Source organism: Psychromarinibacter sp. S121 (assembly GCF_049801035.1).
GTDB lineage: Bacteria > Pseudomonadota > Alphaproteobacteria > Rhodobacterales > Rhodobacteraceae > Psychromarinibacter.
Genome location: NZ_JBNAGE010000002.1, coordinates 971,029 through 997,084, shown reverse-complemented (window position 1 = coordinate 997,084; position 26,056 = coordinate 971,029). Strand labels below are relative to the sequence as shown.

Sequence of the window (26,056 nt, the reverse complement as noted above, 5' to 3'; positions counted from 1 at the left end):
TTACTCGGCGTCGTCCTCGGCAGCAACGCGCGCCTTGTCGGCGGCGCCCTTCGCGTCGACGTCGCGGTCGACGAATTCGATGATCGCCATCGGCGCCATGTCGCCATAGCGGAAGCCGGCTTTCAGAACGCGGGTATAGCCGCCGTTACGCTCGGCATAGCGCGGGCCGAGGATTTCGAACAGCTTCGCCACGTAGGCGTCCTGCTTCAGCTGCGATGCGGCCTGACGGCGGGCGTGCAGGTCACCGCGCTTGGCAAGCGTGATCAGCTTGTCGGCGATGCGCTTCAGTTCTTTGGCTTTCGGCAGGGTCGTCTTGATCTGCTCGTGCTCGATCAGCGAGCCGGCCATGTTGGCGAACAGCGCCTTGCGGTGTTCGTGGGTGCGGTTCAGGCGGCGGTAGCCACGTGCGTGACGCATTGGTCTTTCTCCATTTCGTGCCCTCTACGGGCGGTTTTGCTTTGTCCGACCGGGGATGCGTGTCTCCCGGTTCTCCTTGGGGCGTTGCCGCCCGGGTTTGGCCCATGAAGGTGCGCATGAATGCGCACCGTACGGTGCCGTAGGGTGCGCATTCATGCGCACCCTGTCCGAGACCTTAAAACTGGTCTTCGAATTTCTTCGCGAGATCTTCGATGTTCTCCGGCGGCCATTCCTCGACATCCATGCCAAGGTGCAGACCCATGCCGGACAGCACTTCCTTGATCTCGTTCAGCGACTTGCGGCCGAAGTTCGGCGTGCGCAGCATCTCTGCCTCGGTTTTCTGGATCAGATCACCGATGTAGACAATATTGTCGTTTTTCAGACAGTTAGCCGAACGCACCGACAGCTCGAGCTCGTCGACCTTCTTCAGCAGAAGCGGGTTGAACTCCAGACCCTCGTCCTCGTCGGCACGGCCGGCGGCCTCGGGCTCTTCGAAGTTCACGAAGATCGACAGCTGGTCCTGCAGGATGCGGGCGGCGAAGGCCACCGCGTCGTCCGGCGAGATCGAACCGTCGGTCTCGATCTTCAGGGTCAGCTTGTCGTAGTCCAGCACCTGACCCTCACGGGTCGGCTGCACGTCGTAGGACACGCGCTTGACCGGCGAATAGATCGCGTCGATCGGCATCAGGCCGATGGGCGCGTCTTCCGGGCGGTTCTTGTCGGCCGAGACGTAGCCTTTGCCGGTGTTCACGGTGAGTTCCATGAACAGGTTGGCGCCATCGTCGAGGTGGCAGATCACGTGATCCTTGTTCAGGATCTCGATGCCCGCGGATTCCGAGATGTCACCGGCGGCGACGACCATCGGACCCTTGGCGGAGATCGAAAGGCGCTTCGGCCCCTCGACATCCATGCGGATCGCAACACCTTTGAGGTTCAGGACCACGTCGGTCACATCCTCACGGACGCCGGCGATGGACGAGAATTCGTGCAGGACGTTGTCGATCTGGACGCTGGTGATCGCGGCGCCCTGAAGCGACGAAAGCAGAACGCGGCGCAGCGCGTTGCCCAGCGTCAGACCGAAGCCGCGTTCCAGCGGTTCGGCGATGACGGTGGCCTGACGTGCAGGGTCGTTGCCCGGCTTGACGTCAAGCTGCGTCGGTTTGATCAGTTCCTGCCAGTTCTTATGGATCATGCTGTGCGGCCTCCATTCCTGCCCTCCGCCCTATGACCCGTGGCGGACGACTCCCGAGGTAAAAACGGCTGAACGGGCCGCGCGGGGGTCTGCGCAGCCCGTGATAGTTGACGATCCCCGGTCAGACGCGGCGGCGCTTGGGCGGCCGGCAGCCGTTGTGCGCAATCGGCGTCACGTCGCGGATCGACGTGATGTTGAAGCCGACGGCAGCCAGCGCGCGCAGCGCGCTTTCACGGCCTGAACCGGGGCCCTGCACTTCGACTTCCAGCGTCTTGACGCCGTGCTCCTGGGCTTTGCGGCCCGCGTCCTCGGCGGCCATCTGGGCGGCATAGGGAGTCGACTTGCGCGACCCCTTGAAGCCCATGGTACCGGCGGACGACCAGGAGATCGCGTTGCCCTGCACGTCGGAGATCAGGATCTTGGTGTTGTTGAAGCTGGAGTTCACATGAGCGACACCAGCGGCGATGTTCTTGGAAACCTTGCGCTTCGGAGCGCGACGATCGCGTGCCATTGTTCCTGCTCTCCCTTACTTCTTCTTGCCGGCAATCGGCTTCGCCGGGCCCTTGCGGGTGCGGGCGTTGGTATGGGTGCGCTGACCGCGCACGGGCAGGTTGCGGCGATGGCGCAGACCACGGTAGCAGCCAAGGTCCATCAGGCGCTTGATGTTCATCTGAACTTCACGGCGCAGGTCGCCTTCGACCGTCACGTTCGCGTCGATGTGCTCGCGGATCTGCAGCACTTCGGCGTCGGACAGTTCGTTGACGCGGCGAGTGGATTCGATGCCAACGGCTTCACAGATGCTTTTCGCGACTGCGGGGCCGATGCCGTGGATATAGGTCAGCGCGATCGGAACGCGCTTCGATGTGGGGATGTTAACGCCGGCGATACGTGCCACGTATATGTCCTTTTCAGTTGCGGTTCCGTAATACCAGAACCTTTTTTCACAACGCGAACCCGCGGACACAGGGGTCTGCGGGTCTTTGCCATACGAAGTTGACTGTAAGCGGGGCGCGACCCCGGCTTGCGGCCGATTCTCTGTCGAGACGCTGCGGAATAAGGGGCTGGCCGGAAAAGGTCAATACCCTGCCGGCGCGCAAGGCGCTGAGAGGCACGGGTCATCTGACGGAACTACCATACCCCGGCGCATCAGCGATGCGGAAGCCCTTTTTCAATCCGGCCGGTTAACGCGCGATCACTCTCCGGTCAGCGGCACCCGGTAGATCACCCATTCGTCGGTGCGCGTAACCTCGCGACCGCCAAGCCGGGTCTGGAATTCGGGGCGACCTTCGAAGTCCACCGGGCAGCCGACAAGGTCCTCGTCCCGGCTGATGTAGGGTGCGGTGTAACGCGTCGCCCCGACGCGGCGGCACGGATCGTCGGTGCCGCGATAGCCCATGCCGAACCGCAGGTCCGGTTCTGAATTGCGGGAAACGAACTGCGCACAGCCGGCCAGCGGCAGGATCAGCGCAGCAATCAGGAAAATACGAGGCATTCGGCCCCTCCCAACCAATACCCGGAAGCGGCGGCGGATCGCCCCGCGACTCCGTCAAAATGCATTTGGTGCGGATCAAGAATGCCCTTGGGTCAACCGCCCTGTCAACAGGACGCCGCGGTCGGACCCTATGCGCCCGGCAGCTTGCCGGTCAGGACGTAGCGCAGGATGTCGACAACCTGCCGCGGCTCTTCGGCCACCGCCAGCGCCGCGGCGTCGACCTCTTTCAGCGCGTGCTGGTGGTCGGGGCCGTGCAGCACGATCAGCGACTTGCCCAGCGCGGCGGCATAGCCCGCGTCAAAGGCCGCATTCCACTGCTTGTACTTGTCCCCGAACCGCACCACGACGACATCGGCATCGGCGATGCCCTTGCGGGTCCGGATCGCGTTCATCTGCGCGCCCTTGTGGTCGTGCCAGAACTTGTCCGGCTCTGCGCCGAGGATCGTGACCCCGCAATCGTCCGAGGCCGCGTGATCGGTGACCGGGCTGTCAAAGCTCACGTCCAGCCCCTGCGCGCCCTCGACGATCTGCTCGCGCCAGTCGGTGTGGATCTCGCCCGAGAGATAGACCTTCAGCGTCATTGCGTCCTCCATTGCGGTTCGGAGGCCGGGCTAGCTGTCGGTGGCGCGAATGTCAAAGCCGGGCGTGCGACCGAAAGCGGGCGGGGCTCTGCCCCCGCCGCGCGTGCCGCGCGGCTCCCCCGAGGTATTTTGAAAGAGAAGAAGCCCGGAGCCGGACATGCAAAGGCCGCCGGGAAGCGCCCGGCGGCCCTGAGGCTTGGGTTCTGTCCGGGCGTCAGCTGCGCAGCGTGCCGCCGGTGGCCTTGGTGACCTTTTCGACGATCTTGGCGCCGATCGCCTCGATGTCCTTCTCGGTCAGCGTCTGGTCGGTGGGCTGCAACCGCACGGTGATCGCGAGGGATTTCTTGCCCGCGCCCAGCGCGCCGCCGATGAACTCGTCGAACACGCGCACGTCTTCGATCAGCGCCTTGTCGGCACCGGCGGCGGCGTTCACCAGCGTCAGCGCTTCGACGTCGGCGTCCACCACGAAGGCGAAGTCACGTTCGACCGCCTGCAGGTCGCTGATCTGAAGCGCGGCGCGGGTCGCGCCGGTGGACCGCTTCACCGGAACCTCGGCGGGCCAGATCGTGAAGGCCATCGCCGGCCCTTTCACGTCCATCTCCTGCAGCACCTTCGGGTGCAGTTCGCCGAAGACGCCCAGCACCTTCTTGGGTCCGAGGCAGATCTTGCCGTGGCGACCCGGATGCCACCAGCCCTGCGCACCGCGCAGGATCTGCACCTTGGCCGGCGCGCCGATGGCGGCCAGCACCGCCTCTGCGTCGGCCTTCACGTCGAACACGTCGACGGGACGGCGCGCGCCGTGCACGTCGCGGGGGCCGGTGTGGCCGACCAGCAGCCCCGACAGCAGCAAGTGCTGCTCGCCCGGCTCGCCGCCGTGGAAGGCGGTGCCGATCTCGAACAGGGCCATGTCGGCGAAACCGCGCGCCTGGTTGCGGGCGGCGGCCTGCAGCAGACCCGGCAGCAGCGCCGGGCGCATATGGCTCATTTCCGAACTGATCGGGTTCTCGAGCCGCGTCGCGTCCTCGCCGCCGCCGAACAGCCTGGCGCTGGCCTCGTCGATGAACGAATAGGTGACGCACTCGTTATAGCCCAGCGCCGCGGCGGTGCGGCGGGCGGCCTGTTCGCGCTGTTGCGTGACGGTAAGCACCGGTTTCGGCACACCGGCCTGCGGGCGCGGCATGGGGCGGCCTTCAAGCTTGGTCAGCGACGCGATCCGCGCGACTTCTTCCACCAGATCGGCCTCGCCCTTCACGTCGGAACGCCAGGACGGCGGGTGCGCCATGTCGCCCTTCAGGGTGAAGCCCAGATCCTCCAGCGTCTTGCGCTGGGTCTCGGCGGGGATGTCCATGCCCACGAGGCTCGCCACCCGGTCGGTGTCAAGCTTGTACGCGCGGTCGTAGGCGACCGGCGCCCCGTCCTGCACGACCTCGGACGCCTCGCCACCGCAGATCTCAAGGATCATCTTCGTCGCGGCTTCCAGCCCCGGCAGGGTGAACTCGGGATCGACGCCGCGCTCGAACCGGTACTTGGCGTCCGAGTTCAGCTTCAGCCGGCGGCCGGTGGCGGCGATGGTCACCGGGTCCCAATAGGCGCTTTCGAGGAACACGTTGACGGTATCTTCGGTGCAACCGGTGTGAGCGCCGCCAAGGCAGCCGCCGATGCTTTCGAGACCCGCGTCGTCGTAGATCCCCATCATGCCGGGTTCGACGGTGTAGGTCTTGTCGTCCAGCCCCTCGTATTCGGTTGGCGCGTCAACCCAGCGCACGTTCAGGTCGCCCTTGACGATGTCGGCGTCGAAGACGTGCAACGGGCGGTTCTGATCGAAGGTGAAGAAGTTGGTGATGTCCACCAGCGCCGAGATCGGACGCAGGCCGATGGCCTTCAGCCGCGCCTGAAGCCATGCCGGGCTGGGGCCGTTCTTCACGCCGCGGATCACGCGGCCGGTGAAATGCGGGCAGTCCTTGTCCTTCAGATCGTCGGCGATGGTCACCTTGATCGGGCTTTCGAAGCTGCCCGCCACCGGCTCTACCGCGTAGGGCTTGAGCGTGCCGAGACCCCGCGCAGCGAGATCGCGGGCGATGCCGCGAATGCCCAGCGCGTCCTGCCGGTTCGGCGTGATCGCGATCTCGATCACCGGGTCGACCTTCTCGGGCTGATGCTCGGCCAGCCAGTCAGCGAACTCGGTGCCGATGGCAGGCTCGCCCGGCAGTTCGATGATGCCGTCGTGTTCGTCGGACAGTTCCATCTCGCGCTCGGAGCACATCATGCCGTGGCTCTCGATCCCGCGGATCTTGCCGACCTGGATCGTGGTGTCGATACCGGGCACATACATGCCCGGTTTGGCCACGACGACGCGGATGCCCGCGCGCGCGTTCGGTGCGCCGCAGATGATCTGCTGAAGGCCGGCGTCGGTCTCGACCTTGCAGACGCGGAGACGGTCGGCATCGGGATGCTTCTCGGCCCCTTTCACGAAGCCGACGGTAAAGCCCTTCAGCGTGTCGAGAGGGTTGATCACCTCTTCGACTTCCAGCCCGAGGTCGGTCAGCGTCTCGGCGATCTCGTCCACCGACGCGGTGGTGTCGAGATGGTCCCGGAGCCAGGACATCGTGAATTTCATGGGCGTGCCTCTTGCCTCGTCATGCGGTCGCGGTGTCCTTAGCGAAATCGAACGGGAACCGGAAGGGGTTCGCCCCGGTCCACCGAAGGTGGTGAAAGGTCCGGGGGACCTTTCAAGGGGCGAACGGGCGGAGCCCGGGGGGCGGTGCGTTCTGGCGCGAACCGGCGTTCACCCACGTCCGGCCAATCGCCCCACCACGTGACACGCCGCCCTTCCATGGACGGTTCGCCCCGGGTCAGCCCTCTGCGCGTTCCGCCAGCGTCTTCAGCTTGCCCATCCGCGCCAGCTTGAGCTCGCGCATCAGGCGCAAGGTCGGCTTCGCCGCGAACAGGATCGAGCCCACAAGGAACAGCCACGTCGCCGGGCGCTGCGTGCTTCCCCAGAAGAACAGCACCGAGCCGATGGTGAAACAGACCGCCGCCGCGAAGTCGACGAAGGTGTAGACCAGCTCGAACAGCGCATAGACGCGCCGCGTGTCGTGGTTTCGTTCACGGTTTTCGTGGCGGAACAGGCGCATGTCGTCTCTCCTATGGCGGTCATGACGACGAAACCTAGGCGCGATCCGCGACCGCGCCAGTCAGCGGGCGCGGCGCATCTCGCGGCGGAAGAACCGCAGCCATCCTCCGGCGGGCCGATAGCGGGCGCCGAAGCCGCGCGTGTCGCCGCCGTCGGCGTGGAAGTCTCGGGCCACCTGCCGCGCCATTCGGACCGAGCCGCCAAGCGCGTTGTCGAATATCGCGCGCAGGCGGTCGTTGGCGTCGGACAGCGCGCGACCCTCGCGCGCGGTCAAGCGGCGCTCGCGCAGGGCCGACTCGGCCAGACGCGCGGTCTCGGCGTGCCGGGCGATCTCGGCCTTCAGGCTGTCATCGGTCGTGGATCGGCCCAGATCCTCGGCGGCCAGCCGTGTCTGTACGGCCAGCCGGAGGGTCAGAAGACCAAAAGGGCTCAGCGGCTCAGGCCGCCCGCAAGCGAGGGAACGTCCAGCGAGGCAAAGCCATAATGGCGCAGCCAGCGCAGGTCGCTGTCGAAGAAGGCGCGCAGGTCGGGGATGCCGTATTTCAGCATCGCCAGACGGTCGATCCCGATGCCGAAGGCGAAGCCCTGCCACTGGTCGGGGTCGATCCCACCGGAACGCAGCACGTGCGGATGCACCATGCCCGAGCCGAGGATTTCCATCCAGTCGTCGCCCTCGCCCACCTTCAGCGTGCCGCCTTCCCACGAGCAGCGCAGATCGACCTCGGCCGACGGCTCGGTGAAGGGGAAGTGCGAGGCGCGGAAGCGCAGCTCGACCTTGTCGACCTCGAAGAAGGCCCGGCAGAATTCCTCAAGGCACCATTTCAGGTTCGCCATCGAGATGTCGCGGTCGATCGCCAGACCCTCGATCTGGTGGAACATCGGGGTGTGCGTCTGGTCGTAGTCGGCACGGTACACGCGGCCCGGCGCGATAACGCGGATCGGGGCGCCCTGTTCCTGCATGGCGCGGATCTGCACCGGCGAGGTATGGGTACGCAGCACGTGCGGCGGGCGGTCGTCGCCCTCGGCCTTGTGCATGTAGAACGTGTCCATCTCGGTCCGGGTCGGGTGCTCGGCCGGGATGTTCAGCGCGTCGAAGTTGTACCAGTCGTCCTCGACCTGCGGGCCCTCGGCCACGGCAAAGCCCATGTCGGCGAAGATGGTCGTGACCTCTTCGGTCACCTGGCTGACGGGATGGATCGTGCCCTGGCGGCGCGGGCGCGACGGCAGCGTCACATCCAGCCACTCGGTCCGCAGGCGCTCGTCCAGCGCGGCGTCGGCCAGCGCGGATTTCTTGGCGGACAGGGCCGAGTTGATCTCGTCCTTCAGCGCGTTCAGCTTCGGACCCATCACCTGACGCTCTTCCGGGGTCATCTTGCCCAGTTCGCGCATCTTCAGGCTGACCTCGCCCTTCTTGCCCACGGCCTGCAGGCGCAGGTCCTCAAGCGCGGACTCGTCGCCGGCGCCGGCGATCGCCTCAAGGTATTTGGTTCTGAGATCGTCCATCTTGGGCCTCGTCTGGATGGGTCGCGGCATCTGCTACCCAGCACCGCCTCCGAATGCAAGGCCACGCCGTGCCGGGGGCGTTGCTTGCCTTTGAAACGACCTCTCGTATAGTGACGGTGATGACGTAGGGTTAGGCAGGGACCGGCGTCGATGTTCAAGACCATCACCGCGGAGCAGGCCGCGGCAGAACGCTGGGATGTCCTGATCGCGGGCAGCAGTTTCGCGGCGATGTTCTTCCTTGCCGGTTTGCCCGCCGACGCGCGGGTGCTGGTGGTCGAGCGCGGGCCGGTGATGCCCCACGCCGACCAGATCGAAACGCTGGACCTGCCGCGCGCCGACTACCGCCTGGACAACCGCTCGGAACTTCCGAAGTACTGGGTCGCGCATAGCATGTTCGGGGGCAACTCGAACTGCTGGTGGGGACAGGTTCCGCGCTTTCACCCGTCTGACTTCACCTTGTTCGAAGATCATGGCGTCGGGGCGCGCTGGCCGATCCGGTACGACGACCTCGAGCCCTTTTATGCCGAGGTCGAGGCGGTGATGGAGATCGCGGGCCCCGACGACGACCCGGTTCATCCCCGCTCTGGCCCCTTCCCCTTTCCCCCGCATGCCATCTCCCGCAGCGACGCGGCCTGCATCGCGGCGCGGCCGGATATCTGGCTGCCGGTTGCCTGCGCGCGCGCCAACGGCGGCGGACGGGCCGGCTGCTGCACGAACGGCGTCTGTGACCTGTGCCCGGTGGATGCGAAGTTCTCGATCCTGAACGGCATCGACGCTTTCGTCCGCGATACGGCGCGGCTGGTGCCGGGGGCCGAAGTCCGCTCGGTCGAGATCGAAGGCGGCACCGCCACAGGCGTCGTCCTGCGCGATGCGGACGGGAACGAGCGGCGGGTCCGGGCCGGGCTGGTCGGCGTGGCGGCGAACGCGATCGGGAACGCCGCGATCCTGTTGCGCAGCGGGCTGACGTCGTCGGTGCTGGGACGCTATCTGCACGAGCAGGTGAGCCAAGAGTTGATCGTGGACGTGGGCGCGCCGAACTACTTCGGCGGCACGTCGATCACCGGCCATTGTTATGGCTTCTACGACGGCCCCCATCGCGCCACCGCCGGCGCCGTGCTGATGGAGAACTACAACGCGCCGAACGAGCTGCGGACCGAGCCCGGTCGCTGGACCGAACGGCTGAAACTGAAACTGATCGCCGAGGACATTCCGCAGGCCGCCAATCGCGTGACGCTGGGCGACGACGGCGAGCCCGATGTGACGTGGATCGGCCACACGGACTATGCCTATGCCGGGATCGCGCGGGCCGAGGCGGGGCTGGCGGATGTGTTTCCCTTTCCGGTCGAGGGCATCGTGTCGAAACATTTCTCGCCGACCGAGGCGCATATTCAGGGTACGCACCGCATGGGCCTGGATCCTGAAACCTCGGTCACCGACGGGTTCCTGCGATGTCACGAGGTCGAGGGGCTGTTCGCGCTGGGGGCCGGGTCATTTCCAACCTCGTCGGCGGCGAACCCGACGCTGACGCTATCGGCCCTGTCGCTGCGCGCAGGGAGGTCGGTCTGATGCGCCGTCGCACGCTTCTGGCCGGGGGCGTCGGCGTATTGGTGGCTGCGATTGCCGCGCCTCTGCTGACCCGCCGGATCGACGACGAACTGCGGCACATCCTGCGCGCCAGCTTCGGCGACACCATTGCCGACGATCCGGAAGCCAGCCTGTTCATCACCGATGTCGCCGCGATCTGGGACGACATCACGCCGCCCGCGCAGCGCGTTACGAAACCAACGACATGGATGCTGTCTCCTTTGCTGGTCGGCCCGCGCGCCGAGCGTGAGAACCTGACCGAGGTCGTGACGCAGACCTTCATGCATTCCACCAACGCCATCCGCGCCCACGAGGCAGGCGAGCCGCTGGTCTACCTTGGCATGCCCGACCCCTACGCGAACCCCTGCGCCAATCCTCTGAGCGCGATGTGGCTTTGACCTCTGGCGCTTGACATCACGCAAGGCGGCAAGTGACGCTTCGCGATATTGGCCGGGGGTAAATTAATGCGTCTTATTCGTCTGGCGGGTCTGCTCGCCCTATGCCTCGGCGCGGGGTCCGCCGCCGCCCAGACGATCCGGACGGGCATTTGGTGGTTCGCCGATACCGAGTTTCGCGACCGCGCCACCTGGGCGCTTGGCCGGGATGAGCGGGGCTGGGTCTGGACGGCGACAGTCGACTGCGCACCCTACGGCGCGACGCTGGACCTGACGACATTCTCGTCGCCGACCGACTACGCGACCGGGTCGGTGACGGTTGTCGTCGACGGTCAGAGCTTTCCGCTTCCTGCTTTCACCGATCCTTACGTCGCAGAGCCGGGCTGGTCCGCACCGCTGACGCCACAGGTCGCCGAAGCCCTGATGAGCGGCAACCGGGCAACCTTCGTCACACCCACGGGACGCTTCTCGCTGGGTCTGAACGGTTCGCGCGACGGTATCTCGCGGGTTCTGGCGGAATGTGGTCCGGGCCGGCTGGGCGCCGGGGTCTTCCCACCACCGAAGCCAGAGACCGCGCCGCCGCCGCCCGCCCCAAGCGGCGGCATCCCCCTGATCCCCATGCCAGAGGCGCCAGCCGCCACCGGGGCGATCCCGCTGATCGTGCCGAAGCCCGCCGAGACCCCGGACAAGCCGGTGCCGATCCCGCTGATCACCGCGAAGCCTGCCCCACCCGCCGATGCAATGCCCGACATCCTGTCCGCCACGATCCGCGACTCCTGCGCACCGGGAACCGCCGAGGTGAAGGACGGCGCCCTGTATCGGGGCGATCTGACGGGCGACGGCCAGCCCGACCACGTCCTGAACTGGGGGCGGGTGACATGCCATGGCGTCGGGCCCGCGGTCACGCGCGGTGCGGGTTATTGCGGCGCCGCGATGTGCTCGGCCGATGTCTATGTCTGGCCCGCGTTACCGCCTGACCGGCCCACGATCTCGATCCTGCACGCGGGTATCAGCTTCTTTCCGGGCGAAACCGTATCTATCCGCACCAGTTCCAGCCGGATCGGCCCTGTAGACTGGGTCTGGACCGGCACCGAGTTCACCAATCCGTCGCGATAGCCTCGACCAAGCTTCGGAAACGCGAAAGGGCCGCACCTTTCGGCACGGCCCTTCGTAAATGTCGATGTTCGCCGGATCAGGCGGCCAGAGCGGCCTTGGCCTGGTCCACGATCGAGTTGAACGCGGTCGGCTCGTTCACGGCCAGGTCGGCCAGAACCTTGCGGTCGACTTCGATGCCAGCCAGCGACAGACCGTTGATGAAACGCGAGTACGTCAGCGATTCGTCGTGGGCGCGGACGGCAGCGTTGATCCGCTGGATCCACAGAGCGCGGAAGTTCCGCTTGCGCGCACGGCGGTCGCGGGTCGCGTACTGGTTGGCTTTGTCGACGGCCTGCTTGGCGGTCTTGAAGTTCGTGGAGCGCGCGGCGTAGTAGCCTTTCGCAGCCTTCAGAACCTTCTTGTGACGGGCGTGGGTTACGGTTCCACCTTTAACGCGGGACATATCAGATCACTCCTATCAGCGGTCGTAGGGCATGTAGCCCTTGACGATCTTGGCGTCAGGGGCGGACAGGGTGGTGGTGCCACGTGCGTCGCGGATGAACTTCTTGTGACGTTTGATCATCCCGTGACGCTTGCCGGCCTGGCCGGAAATGACCTTTCCGGTCGCCGTCACCTTGAAGCGCTTTTTCGCGCTCGACTTGGTCTTCATCTTCGGCATTTCCGTCTCCTTGCGGTAAAAGCGCGACTCGGCATGCCATAAGCCGGCCACGCAGTTATTCGAGAGGCGCCGTATAAGGGGGCCGGACGCGGCTGGCAAGCCCCGATTTCCCAAGCGGCACAGGGTTGCCACGGCGACACGATCCGGAATTCGCGGGTTTGAGAATTTCCGCGGGATGCGCTAGGTTATCCACAAAACAAGACAAGACCAACGAGCAGTTCCCATGATCACGACCGCTTCCGGCGCAGGATGCGCCGGTTCGACCCGTGCGCCCCTGATCCGTCGCGTCCTTCCGCTGGCGGCGCTTCTGCCTGTGCTGGCGCTGGCCGGCTGCGGCGGCGGGGACAGCATGGGTGAACCGCCCCGCAACCCGGAAGACGCCTGCGCGGTCATCACCGAGCGTCCGCAGTATTACGAAGCGCTTCGGGCGTCGGAACGGAAATGGGGCGTGCCGGTGCATGTACAGATGGCGATCCTGTTTCAGGAATCGACCTTCCGCTCGGACGCACGCCCCCCGCGCAAGAAAGGCTCGCGCGACCGGGTCTCGTCGGCTTACGGCTATGCGCAGGTGCTGGACGGGACCTGGGGCGACTACCTGAAAGGCCCGGCCCGCAACGGCGCCCAGCGCAACAACATCTACGACGCGACGGATTTCATGGGCTGGTACATCAGCGAGTCGAACCGCGCGCTGGGGATCTCGCTGAGCGACGCCAAGAACTCTTACCTCGCCTATCACGAGGGCCGGGCCGGTTTCCAACGCGGCAACCATCTCAAGAAGACGTGGCTTCTGCGCGTATCGGACGGCGTGGCAAGCCGCGCCGACCGGTATTTCGAGCACCTGCTGTTCTGCGGTCTCTAGGTTCCGCCGCCCTAGCGGACGAAATACGCCACCACGCGCACGAAGGCTTCCGGCACGCCGTGCAACGTGTAGGACTGCCGCGACAGCGCCACCCCGACCAGACCCGCACCGATCGCGAAGACCAGCGCGGCCACCCAGGGCCGCCGCCGGTCGGCGAAGGCCCCAAGAAGGGACGGCACTGAAAAGGTCGCGAGAATCAGCCCCAGAACGAGGTACAGATCGGCAGAGGACATCGGCACGCGGACGCGGCCCTATTCCGGTTCCGCAGAGTAGATCTTGCGCTCGTCGCAGGGCGCGACACGCAGGATGTTCGTGGTCCCCGGCACGTTGAAGGGCACGCCCGCGGTAACGACGATGTCGTCCTCCTTGGTGGCGAATCCCTCCTGTGTCGCGGCACGGACAGCGCGAACGACGGCCTCTTTGAAGCGGCCCATCTCGTCGGTCTTCACGCAATGCGCGCCCCACGTCAGGCACAGACGACGCGCGGTATGGATCGTCGCCGCCATCGCGATGATCGGCACCGAGGGACGTTCACGGGCCACAAGCCCAACGGTGGTGCCGGACTGGCTGAAACAGGCGATGGCCTTGATGTCCGCCGTTTCCGCGATCTCTCGTGCGGCGGACACGATGCCGTCGGCGACGGTCATCTTCTCGGCCCCGCGCGAGGCTCCGATGACGGCGCGATAGGTCGGGTCACTTTCGACCTCGATGGCGACGTTGTGCATGGTCTGCACCGCCTCGATCGGGAAGCGGCCCGCAGCGGACTCGGCGGACAGCATGACTGCGTCGGCGCCCTCGTAGATCGCGTTCGCAACGTCCGACACCTCGGCCCGGGTGGGCATCGGGCTGTCGATCATCGATTCCAGCATCTGGGTCGCGACGATCACCGGCTTGGCGACGGCGCGGCATTTGCGGATCAGGCGCTTCTGGATCGGCGGCACGTTCTGCACCGGAAGCTCCACGCCAAGGTCGCCGCGAGCGACCATGATGCCGTCGGACACTTCGAGGATTTCTTCGAAGCTTTTCACGGCGGCGGGCTTTTCGATCTTGGCCAGAACCGCGGCGCGGCCCTTTACCAGTTCGCGCGCCTCAAGCATGTCCTCTTTGCGCTGCACGAAGCTCAGCGCGATCCAGTCCACGCCCAGCTCGGCCACGAACTCGAGGTCCTTCTTGTCCTTCTCGGACAGCGCGGCCAGCGGCAGCACCACGTCCGGCACGTTCACGCCCTTGCGGTTCGAGATCTCGCCGCCGGCGATCACTTCGCAATCGGCAAAGTCGCTGCCGCATTCGGTGACCCGCAGGCGGATCTTGCCGTCGTTCACAAGAACGGTGGTGCCGGGCTCGAGCGCCTCGAAAATTTCCTTGTGCGGCAGGCAGACACGGGTCTTGTCGCCTTCGGCCTTGTCGAGGTCCAGCCGGAACATCTGCCCGTCGGACAGGTCCTCGGACCCGTTCTTGAAAACGCCCACACGCAGCTTCGGGCCCTGAAGGTCGGCGAGGATGGCGATCGGGCGGCCGGTGTCTTCCTCGACCTTGCGGATGTTGGCGTGGCGGGTCGCGATTTCCTCGTGCGTGCCGTGGCTCATGTTGAGCCGGAACACGTCGGCCCCGTTGCGAAACAGAGCCCGGATCATGTCGTAACCCGTGCTCGACGGGCCGAGGGTGGCCACGATCTTGATATTGCGAAGACGTCTCATCGACCCGTCCTGTTGAAATTGTTAGCGTTCTCGGCGACGTTTGGCCCACCTATGGCGGAATTCCCGTGAACTGACAACTGGCGCTTCCCGATCCGGCGTCTTATTCATCCGACCGATACAAGGGATGCCACATTCATGGGCTTTGACGCTTATCAAGTTCACGGGGCCGACAGGCCGGGACGTTTTCTGATCACGTGCGACCATGCCTCGAACGCGGTGCCGCCAATGATCGCGAATGGCGACCTTGGCCTGCCCGAGCGCGAAATGGGCCGCCACATCGCCTATGACCTTGGCGCGGCGGAACTGACGCGCAGGCTGGCAGAGCGGCTGGACAGCCCCGCGATCCTGTCGACTTTCTCGCGGCTCGTGATCGACCCGAACCGGGGCGAGGACGACCCGACGCTTCTGATGCAGTTGTACGACGGCACCGTGATCCCCGGTAACCGCCGGATGGACGCCGCCGAACGCGAGAAGCGGCTGAACCTGTGCTACCGCCCCTATCACGACGCGCTCGAGACGCTTGCGGCCCGGCGCGACGACACCGTGTACGTCGCGATCCACAGCTTCACGCCCCGGCTGAACGGGCGCGCGATGCGGCCGTGGCAGGTGGGCGTGCTGTACGGCTACGACGCGCGGCTTGGCCGGGCGCTGATCGACCGTCTGCGCGAAGAGCCGGATCTGTTCGTGGGCGAGAACGAGCCCTATTCGGGGGCGCTGAAAGGCGACAGCGTCGACCGGCACGCGCTGCACCACGGGCGGCCCAACGCGCTGATCGAGGTCCGTCACGACCTGATCGAGACCGAGCACGACCAGCACGCATGGGCCGACAGGCTTGCGCCGATGCTTGAAGACGCGCTGCGCCGCACCCAACTTTGATGCAGGAGGACCGTCATGGACGACCAGACCAAGCTTGAACTCGAGGCCGCCGCCTTCCGCCGCCTGCAACAGCACCTGATGCAGGACCGGCCCGACGTGCAGAACATCGACCTGATGAATCTTGCGGGCTTCTGCCGCAACTGCCTGTCGCGCTGGTATCATGAAGCCGCGAACGAGCGCGGCATCGAGATGTCGAAGGAGGATGGGCGCGAGGCGTTCTATGGCATGCCCTACGACGACTGGAAGACGCTGAACCAGACCGAAGCCGGCCCCGAGAAACAGGCCGCTTTCGAGAAGGCGTTTCAGGAAAACGTGGGCAACGCCAAGGGCTGACCGGCGCATCCGGCGGACTGGCGGTTTCCGGCGCATCGTCCCGTGCAGGGCAGAGTTCATTTGCCCTGCGGGCCGTCCGCGCTTTAGGCAGCAACCATTCTGAAGGAGGTTTCCATGAAACGCATTATTGCCGCCGCATTTATGATCCTGCCCCTGGCCGCCCCGCTGGCCGTGGTTCCGGTGCTGACCGTCGCGATCCCCACTGCCGCCGTCGCCGCGCCAAGCGCGCAATTGGTGGCGCAGGTCGAGAGCGGACTGCGCAAGTACAACCTGCGCGCCGACGTCGCCCGGATGGACACCCACAGCGTCAGTTCGTTGTTCATCATCCTGAACTCGAACGACGACTACCTGAAAAAGCGGCTGAAACTTAAGACCGCGATCGCAAACGCGACCTATTACCGTTAGGAGACCGCTATGAAACGTTCCATTCTCGCAGCCGTGGCCACTGCCGTGGCGCTGTCCCTGTCCGCCCCGGCCTATGCGAACTATGACGCCGCGCGGGCGCAACTGATCCGCTCGGTCGAGCGCGAGCTTCCGCGGTACGTTCAGGGCGTGGACCTGTCGCAGCTATCCAACGCCAAACTGGCAGAGATCAAGGCCGCGCTGCACGGCCCCGGAAGCCGGGGCGACAAGCAGGCGAAGATCAAGTCGATCCTTGGCGGCTCGTACAGCTTGCGCGGACTTCTGTTCAACTGAAGCGGTGGGCCGCCTGCCGGCCCCCTGCCCCTTCGGCTGACACTTCGGCAAACCCGCTTGCAGGGCTTTCCCGCCCTGCACTAGGCTCCGCCGCAAGCTGGAGGATTTCATGACAATCGATACACGCGCCTGGGACCGTCTGGGCAACGGCGGCCTGACCTTTACCGAAATGGGATTTGGCAGCGCGCCGATCGGCAACCTTTACCGGGCCGTCTCGGACGAAGAGGTCGACGCGCTTCTTCAGATCGCGTGGGACAGCGGCCTGCGCTATTACGACACCGCGCCTCTGTATGGTCTGGGTCTGTCCGAAACCCGGCTGAACCGCTTCCTGCGCGACAAGCCCCGCGACGAGTACGTTCTGTCGACCAAGGTCGGCCGTCTGCTGCGCCCCTGCCCGCCCGACCAGCGTGACGGGTTTGGCAAGTGGTTCGACGTGCCCGCTCGGCAGGAGGTCTACGACTACGGCTATGACGGCACGATGCGCTCGCTTGAATTCTCGCTGGAGCGTCTGGGCGTCGACCGGGTCGATATCCTGTTCGGCCACGACCTCGACATCTTCAACCACGGCACGCAGGACACGCTGGATGCCAAGCTTGCAGAGTTCATGGAGGGCGGCCACAAGGCGCTGGTGGAACTGCGCGAGCAAGGCGTCATCAAAGCCTTCGGCACCGGCGTAAACGAATGGCAGTCGGCGCAATGGGTGGCCGAACGCGGCGATCCGGACATGTTCCTGCTGGCCGGGCGCTATACCCTGCTGGAGCAGGAAGCGCTGAACAGCTTCCTGCCGCTTTGCACCAAGCGCGGCATCGGCATCGTCGTTGGCGGCGCATATAACTCGGGCATTCTCGCCACCGGCCCCCGGCCCGGCGCGTTCTACAACTACGATCCCGCCCCGCAGGAGATCCTCGATCGCGTGGGACGCATCCAGTCGGTCTGCGAGGATCACGGGGTGCGGCTGGTGGATGCGGCCTATCGCTTCCCGCTGCTGCATCCGGCGGTGGTGTCGGTGATCCCCGGCGGTCAGGGCGTGGCCGAGATGAATTCGAACGTGCAGGCGGCCAAGGCGCGGATCCCGGCCGCGCTTTGGGAAGACCTGAAAGCGCAGGGACTGATGCGGTCCGACGCGCCGGTCGAGGGAGGAAATTAAGATGGTACAGATCGACGCGCACCAGCATTTCTGGAACCCCGCGCGGGGCGACTACGGCTGGATGCCCAAGGACAACGCGACGCTGTCGCGCCCCTATGGCCCCGCCGACCTTGCGCCGGCGCTTGCCGCGCATGGCATCGACTACACCGTGCTGGTGCAGGCCGCGCCGACCGTGAACGAAAGCGAATACATGCTGGGCCTTGCCGACGCGACGCCGCATATCGCGGGGGTCGTGGGCTGGGTGGACTTCGAGAATGCCGCCGATGCCGAGGCGATGGAGCGGCTGGCCGGGCATCCGAAGTTCCTGGGCGTACGCCCGATGATCCAGGACATTCCGGACGACGACTGGATGCTGCGCGACGACGTTCAGTGGGGTTTCGCCAAGGTGGCCGAGCTTGGCCTGTGCTTCGACGCGCTCGGCTTTCCCCGGCACCTTGCCAACTTTCTGACGATCCTGACCCGCTATCCCGAGATGCGCACCGTCGTCGATCACTGCATGAAGCCCGACATCGCCGGCAAGTCCGACGATCATTTCCGGTTCTGGGCCGATGGCATGACGAAGATCGCGACAGAGACCGGCGCGTACTGCAAGTTCTCGGCGCTGGTGACCGAGGCGACGGAGGACTGGACGGTCGCGGACCTGAAGCCCTACGCCGACCATATCTTCGAGGTGTTCGGCCCGTCGCGGATCATGTGGGGGTCCGACTGGCCCGTGGTCCGCTTGCGCTGCGAATACGACCGCTGGCGCGCAGCCGCCGAGGACCTGACCGCCGGTCTGTCCGATGCCGACCGCGCCCGCGTGTTCGGGGGCACGGCCGTCGAGTTCTACGGGCTGGACGTCTGATCCGGCCCGCGCCGGCCGGTCACATCTGGGCCAGCTGGCATTCGATCATCTTGCCGATCGCGGCTTTCGATCCGTCGAGACTCACCGCGAACGGCGGAATGCCCGCCGGTTTGACCGTCAGCGTCTCCTTTTCGGACAGGTCCATCAGGAAATCCGGGTTCGTGACGTGGACATACCCACCCTCGAACCCGGGCCGCTTTTCTTCGGTAATGTCGCCAACGAACGCGTCGCCATCCAGATCGAACAGCACGGCAAGGTGTTCGCCGTTCTCGAAGCCCATGTGCTTTTCGGTGAAGATGGCAAGGAAAGTGCTGTCGTCCACCGGGTCGAACCCGATCTGGATCTGAACGCCATCGCGGGTGGATTCCGCGATGCAGCCATTTCCGGTGTCGGGACGAACAAGGATGTTCCAGCCATCGACGTGGCCATAGGGGGTTTCCTCCAGCCCGACGAGCGTCGTGAAGGCGCCGCTTTCACCGTGCAGGTACTCTGACGCGGCCCAACCGGTCAGGCCGTCAGAGGGCCGCTCGATCTCGCACCACGTGCGGTCGGCCTCCCGCAGGCAGCCAAGGTTGCGGAACACGGTGCCGTTGCCTGCGTGCATGACAACCTCCGACTCGGCGCTTGGCGCGGCATGTATGCGCAGGCGGCTGTTGACGTCGACGACGTAGAACTCTGGCCCCGAAAACGCCATTTCGGCCGAGGCCGGCGCGTTCGAGGCGCTGGCGACTTCGCCCTGCACGTCGCCGGCTGTGACTTCGAGGATATAGCGCGAATGCTCGCCCTCGCGTGCGGCGGCGCGGACAAGGTAGACCGAGACCTTGTAGATCCCGGACTCGCTGACTTTGGTGCTGAAGGAATTGATGTCCGGTACCGTCGGGCCCGTTCGGTCGCTGGACCCTATTGCGATATCGCCCGGCCCCTTGTCCGGTTCGTAGACGTTGAAATACGTACCCGGATTGGACGGGTCGAGCCGGACCTGAAGCGTCTGATCCTTGCGGACATAAACCCGATACGTGACCGCTTCGCGCCCGACGATGTGGTCGAGCAGTTCGACCGTCGTCTGGCCTTCGTCGAAATGCACCGTCTCCTCGCGCATCTGGCGCGCGTCGGCCTCAAGGCCGAACAGCCCCAGCACAGTCGCAAGGGCGGCGGTTCTTATCCTGTTCATGTCGGGCAACTCCCATCTGAAATCCCATCCCGCGGGAATACGCGAAGACCTTGCGACACCGGCCCGGAAGCCGGGTGACGCAGGGTCAGAATAGCCCGTCGCGGTAACGATGCGGCAACTAATTTACCAAACGTAAGACAGGCTGATGCAGAGCCGTGATCTGCAATTAAACTCAGAGGCTTGCTGGCGAAATAACCGCCTAGTGCCGGCGCGCGTCACCGGGGGTTTTCCCGGTCCACCGGCGGTAGGCGGTGATAAAGCTGCTCTGGTCGGCGAATCCCAGCATGAAGGCGATCTGCGCCTGCGTCAGGTCGCTTTCGGACAGGTATCGGGTTGCCAGCGCCTCGCGCAGACCGTCCAGCAGCCCGCGAAAGGTCAGGTCCATCTCCTGAAGCCGCCGCGACAAGGTGCGCTGGCTCATCCCGAGTTCGGCGGCGATCTCGTCCTGGCCGACGCGGCCGGACGACAGGCGCGCCATGATCAGGCGTTCGATCTGCGCGGGAAGATCGGGGACGTTCCCGCCGTGCCGGTCAAGAATGTCCTGCGCGACGCCCCTGAGATAGGCCAACAGTTTGCGGTCCGACGCGGGGATGCGCCGGTCAAGCGCACCGGGCTCGAAATACACCGCGTTCTCGTCCGCCCCGAATTCCACTTCGCACCCGAAAAAGCGCGCCATCTCGTCGGACGCGTTGCGATGGGGATGGCGCAGGCAGACGCGCCGGGGCCGTATGTGCGAACCGGCGGCGGTCCGGCAGACAGAGACACACGTCGCGGCGTACCATTCCGCGTACTGCCGCGTGTCGACTGACGCCGGAAGGTTGTAATCCCATCCCAACCGACCCTCGGCATCAAGGCGCGTTGTGTCGAAAGCTACACCATCGCCGAACACACGGGCGTAGAAGGCCGAGTTGTGGATCGCGTCGCGCAACGTCTCGGCATAGGCGCCGAGGAACCCGACCAACCCGGAATCGCGGACGTCGGCGGTCTGGCCGAAGTGAAACCCAAGCAGGTCATCGTTGGTTTCACGCGCGGCGATCTCGAAGAACGCCGTGATCCAGTGGAACGGCACCCGGTCATCGGCCGTGGTCTGCTTTCCAGATGGAAAGCCCGCCGCCCGCATCAGCGGTTCCGGCTCTGTGCCATGCTCGCGCAGATAAGCGGCAAGCTGGATCGCCCATGCGGGACTATGCCGGGGAGCGGTTGAAGAGCGGACGCGGGTCATGCTTTCCAATGCACCGAAGCGGCAGAAGCCTCAAGACTGCATCGGCAGGGCGGGAGAGCCTAGCTTGTACCGCCCAGTTTCGGGGCCGTCATCGGCGCGGCGCGCGCGCGCAACTCTTCGCGCCTCAAAGGCTGATCGGGCAGACGCACGCTTTCGCGGCGGCGACGCCAGTCGGCGGCCCACGCCAGCGACAGCAGCAGGGCAAGCCCGACGGGCGGCAGGCCCCAGGCCAGCGGCGGCGCCTTGTCGGTGCCGAACAGGATCACCTGAAAGCCCAGCGCCAGCACGGTCCCGGCGGCGAAGACCAGCAGCCCCTGCCGCCCCATCAGACGCAGCGGCGCGGCAAGGCGGTGGGCACACAGGCGGGTGACCCACGGAATGCACGAGATGACGTAAACAAGCGCCAGCGCATGCAGCAGCCGGGGCGTGGCAAGGAAGGTCTTGTTGTGCGAGGTGATGTGGAACGGCAGGCCCAGTTCCGACAGCTTCCACATCTGGTTGTTCATGAACGGACCGACGCCGGGCACGTATTTCCAGACCAGCGTGAAGATCAGGAACGCCGCCGCGATGCCGAACAGCCACTTGGACCGGGCGACGAACCGCTCGCCGCGCCGCATGTAGATGCCGATCAGCAAGCCCGTCACGAAGATGAACTGCCACGAGGCGGGGCTGAAGAACCAAGACCCCTGCTTCGGGAAGTTGGGAAGGTTCAGCCGCCACAGACCGGCAGCGAACCAAAGACCCGCCGATAGCGCGAACAGCAGCCATGGACGCTTCAACGCCAGCAGGATCGCCGCCGGCGCAGCCAGCAGCAGGACGGTGTAGACCGGCAGGATGTTCACATAGCCAATCTGGTGGCCCAGCAGCGTCAGGCCGAACAGCGTCTCTTGCGGGTCGTCCCAGACCGCGCCGAGGTTGTGCTTTTGCAAAAGCGACGCCATTCCGAAATACTCGGCCCCGGCTGCGAACATCGTGATCACCGCCAGAGTCAGGAACAGGTGGACAAGGTACAGCGTCCAGGCCCGGCTCCAGACCGGGGCGACTGCGGGCCAGATGCCCTTCTCGGCCCGCGACTCGGGCAGGAACCGCCCGGCATAGGCCAAGCCCGCCGCGATCCCGGACATCACGAAGAACGCCTCGGCGGCGTCCGAGAAACCCCAGTTGCGCAGGGTGAAATGCTCGTAGGGGTTCCCCGGCATGTGGTCGATGAAGATCATCGCCAGCGCAAGGCCGCGGAAGGCGTCGATGCGCGGATCCCGCGGCCGACGCTCGCGCGGGGCTTTCGGGAACGGAAGCAATTTGGCGTCAGGCTGGGACATGCGCGCCAGCCCCGGACGCGGACGAGGCCACGGCGCGGGTGTCCTGCGACGACTGAAGTTCGTCCAGCCAGTCGCCGTGGATCTCGCGGAAACGCTCAAGCACCGGCGGCACGGCCCGCTCTTCCGGCGCGCGGAACAGCGCGTGGGTCAGAGGGCGCGACGTCCAGGCGATCAGCAGCGGGGCCAGCAGCATCGGAACGCAGACCGGCAGCAGCCACGGCGCAAGGTCCGGCGCCAGCCATGCCGTCGCGAAGTAGATGGCGCCGCCCGCCAGCACGATCCAGAAACTCGCCCGCGTTGCCTGCGCGATGGACAGCTTGCCCTCGCCCCGCGCGTTCGCGGGCCAGCCGCCGTCACGCCCGCTCAGCACCTGCAGCACGGCGCGGGACTGGTACATCAGCATCACCGGCGCCAGCAGCGAGGTCAGCAGGATCTCGGTCACGACCGAGATGAAGGATCCCACCGCGCCCCCGAAGCCGCGCACGCGGCCCTCGGCCAGCGATTGCGCCCAGATCGCGAACTTCGGCAGGACCAGCAAACCAAGGATGCCCAGCGCGAGCGCCATGATTTCGCGCGAGCGGTCGGTCGGGAACACGGGGAACAACTGGTAGCGGTCGGGGAAATAGTCGGGCGCGGGCGCAGTCACGGTCGCCGCGACCGACGCGATAAGGAAACCGGCCCACAGAAGCGATACGAGATACGAGAAGATGCCCTGCAGAAAGACGAAACGGCTCCACCCGGCAAGGCCCGGTGCGAACAGCAGGCGGATGTGCTGCAGGTTGCCCTGACACCAGCGGCGGTCGCGTTTGGCGTAGGACAGGACGTTCTCGGGGCCCTCTTCATAGGATCCGTCGATGCTGGCATCGACCTTCACGCTCCAGCCGGCGCGGGCCAGAAGCGCGGCCTCGACATAGTCGTGGCTCAGGATGTGGCCGCCGAAGGGCGGTTTGCCGGAAAGCTCGGGAAGCCCGCAGCTTTCGGCGAAGGCGCGGACGCGCACGATGGCGTTGTGACCCCAGAACGGGCCGGTGACGCCCTGCATGCGGGCAAGGCCGCGCGTGAAGACCGGGCCATGGAAGGCGGCGGCGAACTGCATCGCGCGCCCGAAAAAGGAATGCCCCGCGACGATGCGCGGCAAGGTCTGTAGAAGGCCAAGCTTCGGATCGGCCCGCATCCGGGCGATCATGCCCCGGATCGCAGAGCCTTCCATCAGACTGTCGGCGTCAAGAATCACGGCAAAGTCATAGGCCCCGCCAGACCGGCGGATGAAATCCTCGACATTGCCCGCCTTGCGGCCGCGCCCGTCTTCGCGCTGGCGGTAGAAGATCCGCTTTGCCCCGTCCGTCTCGGCCATCAGGCGCGCGAAAGCGCGGCGCTCGTGGGCGGCCGCTTCGGGGGCGCGGGTGTCAGAGAGGATTGCGATATCGGCGCGGATGCCCGCCTCTCGGATCGAGCGGTCCATCGCGGCGACCCGCGCAAAAGTCGCAACCGGGTCTTCATTGCAGATAGGAACCAGCACGACGGTCGGTGGCTGCGGCATCTGAAGTTCGGGTTCTGCCGACACGCGGGTGCGTGCCAGCCCGAGGAAGGCAAGCATCGCGCCCCACGACAACCACGCGGTCGTCACGAAGATCAGCACGACACGCACGATGTCCAAGACCTCGACCCCGTCCTGGATCGACGCTTCGGCCAGAAGACCGGACGCGACGGTCGCCGCAAGCAGCGCGCAAGAAATGGCGGTGACGCGAAAGCCGGCGGTCGCCGTATCGACGGGCGGCCGGCCATCGGTCGTGGCCTCGTTGCGGGACGAAGGACTTGGGTCGTGCATTTAGGTCAGGCGGTCCGGCGCATCGGCAGCAGGCGAAGCAGGAAGCCCGGCGCCCGCACGCGGCGGGCACGGCTTTCCAGCACCTGGCTGGGCATGTCGAGCGGCGCTTCCGGAGGGGTCCACCCCTCGGCGCGCTCGGCGATTGCGGATTGCTCTTCGGTCATTCTTTCACCCATTGGTAGAGCCACGTTTCAGTCAGGGGCCTTCCGTATCCTTCGAGCGAGGCCTTCAGCTCGGCCGTTGTGCCGGGCTCGGCGGTCGCCTCGATAACCAGCCGCCAGATGTCGGTACCGGAAACACGCGAGAGGACGGTCTCTTCGACCTCGCCCCGCAGAACGCTAACGTTAGCTGTAACTTCACGGTCCGGTGGAAGTTCCGACAAAAGTCCTCCTTGGAAATCCACGACGAATTTCCGCCGATCCGTCTCTTCCTCGACGCCTGCAACGCCTCCTTTACCGACTCGCGTGCGCAAAACTCGGGCACGTTCAGAAGATCCGCTGCCCTGCGGGTCGAGTCCCCAGTTCAGGCGATAACTGAACTCCAGTTCGTCCCCGGCCTTCGTTTCACCCTCGGGAATCCAGTAGGCGACGATGTTGTCGTTCACTTCCAGATCCGACGGAATCTCCAGCAGGCGGACGGTGCCCTGCCCCCAATCGCCGATCGGTTCGACCGTCAGCGTCGGGCGCCGTTCGTAATGCGCCTGCGCATCGAGATAGGTGTCGAAGTCGCGGTCGCGCTGCACCAGCCCGAAGCTTGCCAGACCGTTCGCGCCAAGGAAGCTGCCCGACAGGCGCGGCGGGTTGTTCAGCGGGCGGAAGAAGGTCTCGCCCGAGTGCATGGTCATGACCAGCGCCTCGCTGTCGTGAACCGCGGGACGGAAGTCATCGAACTCGCCCGGATCGGCGCCGCCGTAGAGGAACATCGAGGTCAGCGGCGCGATGCCCAGTTGCTGAATGTCCTCGCGCAGGAACAGGCGCGCGGTGACTTCCATCGTGGTCGTCGGACCCGGCGTGATTGCGAACCGGTAGGCACCGGTTACGGAAGGACTGCGCAGCGCTGCGTAGAACACCATTGTGTCACTGTCGGGGGTCGGCCGCTCGACCCAGAAATCGGTGAATCGCGGGAACTCCTCGCCCCCGGAAACCCCTGTATTCACAGCCAGTCCGCGTGCGCTGAGGCCGTACAGGCAGTCCTTGCCCAAGGCGCGGAAATAGCTCGCCCCAAGGAAAGCTACAAGCTCGTCGTAGACGTCCGCGCGGTTAAGCTGCGACAACAGGCGGAAGCCCGCGACTCCCGGCAGATCAAAGTGCCCCTCGGCGCCCTCGACGGGCTCGTAATAGACGAAATCGTCGCTTGAGAAGTTCATCGGAACCGACTGTCCGTCGTCCACCTCGTAGATGTGGACCGGTTCCTTGAACAGCCAGCCAAGGTGGAACGTCTCGAACTGGAAGCGGCTGCCGTCCATGTCGGCCCAGCGGCTGCGTTCGCGGTTGAAGTTGATCCGCTGGTACGCGTCGTAATCCAGTTCGGCGAGGAAGTCGGCGATCGGTTCGGGCGCAGCCGGCTCTTCCCGCGCGGCGGCGCGCATCCGGTCTGTCAGCCAGTCGAACGAGAATGGCGCGGCCTCGGGTGCCTCCTGTGCCCACGCCATGCCCGGAATGGCCGGCAGCGCAACCGATCCGGCAAGTCCGGACAGGAAGGAGCGGCGGGAGGGTCGGGGAAAAAATCGGTCACGATTGCATTCGTTCGGGGCCAATGGCTTGGTCACGTTTCACTCCGTCGATGTCCTCCCTGTCGCAATAAGTGAATTGGTTTGGCCGGAAATCAATTGGCTACGAAAAACACGCGCGACTGTCCGCCTAGGGCGGCAATCGCGAAAGCGGGGAATCGCCATCGGCAGATATCGGGGGACCGCCCGCCGGGTCGGGCCCCGGTCGACGGACGTAGCGTCAGGTCGCTGTCGCCGTTGCGGCCAAGCCGATACGGGGCGCAG

The 26,056-nt window shown here is 65.7% G+C and carries 30 protein-coding genes; 10 read left to right on the top strand and 20 right to left on the bottom strand.

The window, feature by feature from the left end:
* The 10 genes from rplQ to pheS all read right to left on the bottom strand — a co-directional run bounded on the left by rplQ (window position 1) and on the right by pheS (window position 8,318).
* Window positions 1-417: a 50S ribosomal protein L17 gene (rplQ, locus tag ACP156_RS13320; RefSeq protein WP_425051819.1), complete on the bottom strand. Its 417-nt coding sequence runs from the start codon at window positions 415-417 to the stop codon at window positions 1-3.
* Between the two features lie 175 nt (window positions 418-592).
* A complete protein-coding gene (locus tag ACP156_RS13315; RefSeq protein WP_425051818.1) occupies window positions 593-1,609 on the bottom strand; it encodes a DNA-directed RNA polymerase subunit alpha in 1,017 nt (338 codons plus the stop codon).
* A 121-nt stretch (window positions 1,610-1,730) separates the two neighbouring features.
* Entirely contained in the window at window positions 1,731-2,120 is a 390-nt protein-coding gene (rpsK, locus tag ACP156_RS13310) for a 30S ribosomal protein S11 (RefSeq protein ID WP_275568785.1), read from the bottom strand.
* A gap of 15 nt (window positions 2,121-2,135) precedes the next feature.
* Window positions 2,136-2,504 (bottom strand): 30S ribosomal protein S13, encoded by a 369-nt coding sequence (rpsM, locus tag ACP156_RS13305; protein WP_425051817.1) that lies wholly within the window; start codon window positions 2,502-2,504, stop codon window positions 2,136-2,138.
* Window positions 2,505-2,801: 297 nt separating this feature from the next.
* Window positions 2,802-3,101 (bottom strand): hypothetical protein, encoded by a 300-nt coding sequence (locus ACP156_RS13300; protein WP_425051816.1) that lies wholly within the window; start codon window positions 3,099-3,101, stop codon window positions 2,802-2,804.
* A gap of 128 nt (window positions 3,102-3,229) precedes the next feature.
* Complete coding sequence (locus ACP156_RS13295) at window positions 3,230-3,682, bottom strand: YtoQ family protein (protein WP_425051815.1); 453 nt, start codon at window positions 3,680-3,682, stop codon at window positions 3,230-3,232.
* Between the two features lie 214 nt (window positions 3,683-3,896).
* Entirely contained in the window at window positions 3,897-6,299 is a 2,403-nt protein-coding gene (pheT, locus tag ACP156_RS13290) for a phenylalanine--tRNA ligase subunit beta (RefSeq protein WP_425051814.1), read from the bottom strand.
* A 235-nt stretch (window positions 6,300-6,534) separates the two neighbouring features.
* Window positions 6,535-6,816 (bottom strand): YrhK family protein, encoded by a 282-nt coding sequence (locus tag ACP156_RS13285; RefSeq protein WP_425051813.1) that lies wholly within the window; start codon window positions 6,814-6,816, stop codon window positions 6,535-6,537.
* A 60-nt stretch (window positions 6,817-6,876) separates the two neighbouring features.
* Window positions 6,877-7,089 carry a hypothetical protein gene (locus ACP156_RS13280; protein WP_425051812.1) on the bottom strand — a complete coding sequence of 71 codons (213 nt, stop codon included), beginning with the start codon at window positions 7,087-7,089 and terminating at the stop codon, window positions 6,877-6,879.
* 155 nt (window positions 7,090-7,244) lie between these two features.
* The gene (pheS, locus tag ACP156_RS13275) at window positions 7,245-8,318 is read right to left on the bottom strand and encodes a phenylalanine--tRNA ligase subunit alpha (RefSeq protein ID WP_425051811.1); all 1,074 of its coding nucleotides are present in this window, start codon (window positions 8,316-8,318) and stop codon (window positions 7,245-7,247) included.
* Between the two features lie 150 nt (window positions 8,319-8,468).
* On the opposite strand from pheS, the gene ACP156_RS13270 reads away from it, so the two are divergent.
* The 3 genes from ACP156_RS13270 (at window position 8,469) to ACP156_RS13260 (ending at window position 11,413) form a co-directional block, all read left to right on the top strand.
* On the top strand, window positions 8,469-9,884 hold the full coding sequence (locus ACP156_RS13270) for a GMC oxidoreductase (protein ID WP_425051810.1): 1,416 nt from the start codon (window positions 8,469-8,471) through the stop codon (window positions 9,882-9,884).
* On the top strand, window positions 9,884-10,300 hold the full coding sequence (locus tag ACP156_RS13265) for a hypothetical protein (RefSeq protein WP_425051809.1): 417 nt from the start codon (window positions 9,884-9,886) through the stop codon (window positions 10,298-10,300). The genes ACP156_RS13270 and ACP156_RS13265 overlap by 1 nt, the downstream gene beginning before the upstream one ends.
* A 66-nt stretch (window positions 10,301-10,366) precedes the next feature.
* Window positions 10,367-11,413, top strand: coding sequence for a hypothetical protein (locus ACP156_RS13260; protein WP_425051808.1), 1,047 nt, complete (start codon window positions 10,367-10,369; stop codon window positions 11,411-11,413).
* A gap of 76 nt (window positions 11,414-11,489) precedes the next feature.
* On the opposite strand, the gene rplT is transcribed toward ACP156_RS13260, so the two are convergent.
* Both rplT and rpmI read right to left on the bottom strand, forming a co-directional pair.
* Window positions 11,490-11,855, bottom strand: coding sequence for a 50S ribosomal protein L20 (rplT, locus tag ACP156_RS13255; RefSeq protein WP_425051807.1), 366 nt, complete (start codon window positions 11,853-11,855; stop codon window positions 11,490-11,492).
* 15 nt (window positions 11,856-11,870) lie between these two features.
* The gene (rpmI, locus tag ACP156_RS13250) at window positions 11,871-12,071 is read right to left on the bottom strand and encodes a 50S ribosomal protein L35 (RefSeq protein ID WP_425051806.1); all 201 of its coding nucleotides are present in this window, start codon (window positions 12,069-12,071) and stop codon (window positions 11,871-11,873) included.
* Window positions 12,072-12,294: 223 nt separating this feature from the next.
* Here rpmI and ACP156_RS13245 point away from each other — a divergent pair, with 223 nt between their 5' ends.
* Window positions 12,295-12,930 (top strand): lytic transglycosylase, encoded by a 636-nt coding sequence (locus ACP156_RS13245; RefSeq protein ID WP_425051805.1) that lies wholly within the window; start codon window positions 12,295-12,297, stop codon window positions 12,928-12,930.
* Window positions 12,931-12,941: 11 nt separating this feature from the next.
* Here ACP156_RS13245 and ACP156_RS13240 read toward each other — a convergent pair whose 3' ends face one another.
* Window positions 12,942-13,163, bottom strand: coding sequence for a hypothetical protein (locus tag ACP156_RS13240; RefSeq protein WP_425051804.1), 222 nt, complete (start codon window positions 13,161-13,163; stop codon window positions 12,942-12,944).
* An 18-nt stretch (window positions 13,164-13,181) separates the two neighbouring features.
* Window positions 13,182-14,627, bottom strand: a complete 1,446-nt coding sequence (gene pyk / locus ACP156_RS13235; RefSeq protein WP_425051803.1) for a pyruvate kinase — start codon at window positions 14,625-14,627, stop codon at window positions 13,182-13,184.
* Window positions 14,628-14,762: 135 nt separating this feature from the next.
* Between pyk and ACP156_RS13230 the strand changes: the two genes are divergently transcribed.
* From ACP156_RS13230 to ACP156_RS13205, 6 genes are all read left to right on the top strand, one after another.
* Window positions 14,763-15,503, top strand: coding sequence for an N-formylglutamate amidohydrolase (locus ACP156_RS13230; protein ID WP_425051802.1), 741 nt, complete (start codon window positions 14,763-14,765; stop codon window positions 15,501-15,503).
* Between the two features lie 15 nt (window positions 15,504-15,518).
* On the top strand, window positions 15,519-15,836 hold the full coding sequence (locus ACP156_RS13225) for a DUF1244 domain-containing protein (protein WP_425051801.1): 318 nt from the start codon (window positions 15,519-15,521) through the stop codon (window positions 15,834-15,836).
* Between the two features lie 114 nt (window positions 15,837-15,950).
* The gene (locus tag ACP156_RS13220) at window positions 15,951-16,241 is read left to right on the top strand and encodes a hypothetical protein (RefSeq protein WP_425051800.1); all 291 of its coding nucleotides are present in this window, start codon (window positions 15,951-15,953) and stop codon (window positions 16,239-16,241) included.
* Window positions 16,242-16,250: 9 nt separating this feature from the next.
* Window positions 16,251-16,532: a hypothetical protein gene (locus ACP156_RS13215; protein ID WP_425051799.1), complete on the top strand. Its 282-nt coding sequence runs from the start codon at window positions 16,251-16,253 to the stop codon at window positions 16,530-16,532.
* A gap of 109 nt (window positions 16,533-16,641) precedes the next feature.
* Entirely contained in the window at window positions 16,642-17,679 is a 1,038-nt protein-coding gene (locus tag ACP156_RS13210; RefSeq protein ID WP_425051798.1) for an aldo/keto reductase, read from the top strand.
* 1 nt (window position 17,680) lies between these two features.
* On the top strand, window positions 17,681-18,523 hold the full coding sequence (locus tag ACP156_RS13205; RefSeq protein WP_425051797.1) for an amidohydrolase family protein: 843 nt from the start codon (window positions 17,681-17,683) through the stop codon (window positions 18,521-18,523).
* A 19-nt stretch (window positions 18,524-18,542) separates the two neighbouring features.
* Here ACP156_RS13205 and ACP156_RS13200 read toward each other — a convergent pair whose 3' ends face one another.
* The 6 genes from ACP156_RS13200 to ACP156_RS13175 form a co-directional block, all read right to left on the bottom strand.
* Window positions 18,543-19,694, bottom strand: coding sequence for an SH3 domain-containing protein (locus tag ACP156_RS13200; RefSeq protein WP_425051796.1), 1,152 nt, complete (start codon window positions 19,692-19,694; stop codon window positions 18,543-18,545).
* A gap of 199 nt (window positions 19,695-19,893) precedes the next feature.
* Window positions 19,894-20,916, bottom strand: coding sequence for an AraC family transcriptional regulator ligand-binding domain-containing protein (locus ACP156_RS13195; protein ID WP_425051795.1), 1,023 nt, complete (start codon window positions 20,914-20,916; stop codon window positions 19,894-19,896).
* A gap of 59 nt (window positions 20,917-20,975) precedes the next feature.
* On the bottom strand, window positions 20,976-22,235 hold the full coding sequence (locus tag ACP156_RS13190; protein WP_425051794.1) for an OpgC family protein: 1,260 nt from the start codon (window positions 22,233-22,235) through the stop codon (window positions 20,976-20,978).
* Entirely contained in the window at window positions 22,222-24,063 is a 1,842-nt protein-coding gene (gene mdoH / locus ACP156_RS13185) for a glucans biosynthesis glucosyltransferase MdoH (protein WP_425051793.1), read from the bottom strand. The genes ACP156_RS13190 and mdoH overlap by 14 nt, the downstream gene beginning before the upstream one ends.
* A 5-nt stretch (window positions 24,064-24,068) precedes the next feature.
* Complete coding sequence (locus ACP156_RS13180; RefSeq protein ID WP_425051792.1) at window positions 24,069-24,227, bottom strand: hypothetical protein; 159 nt, start codon at window positions 24,225-24,227, stop codon at window positions 24,069-24,071.
* Entirely contained in the window at window positions 24,224-25,714 is a 1,491-nt protein-coding gene (locus ACP156_RS13175; RefSeq protein WP_425051791.1) for a glucan biosynthesis protein, read from the bottom strand. Before ACP156_RS13175 ends, ACP156_RS13180 begins: the two co-directional genes overlap by 4 nt.
* Window positions 25,715-26,056 lie beyond the last annotated feature (342 nt).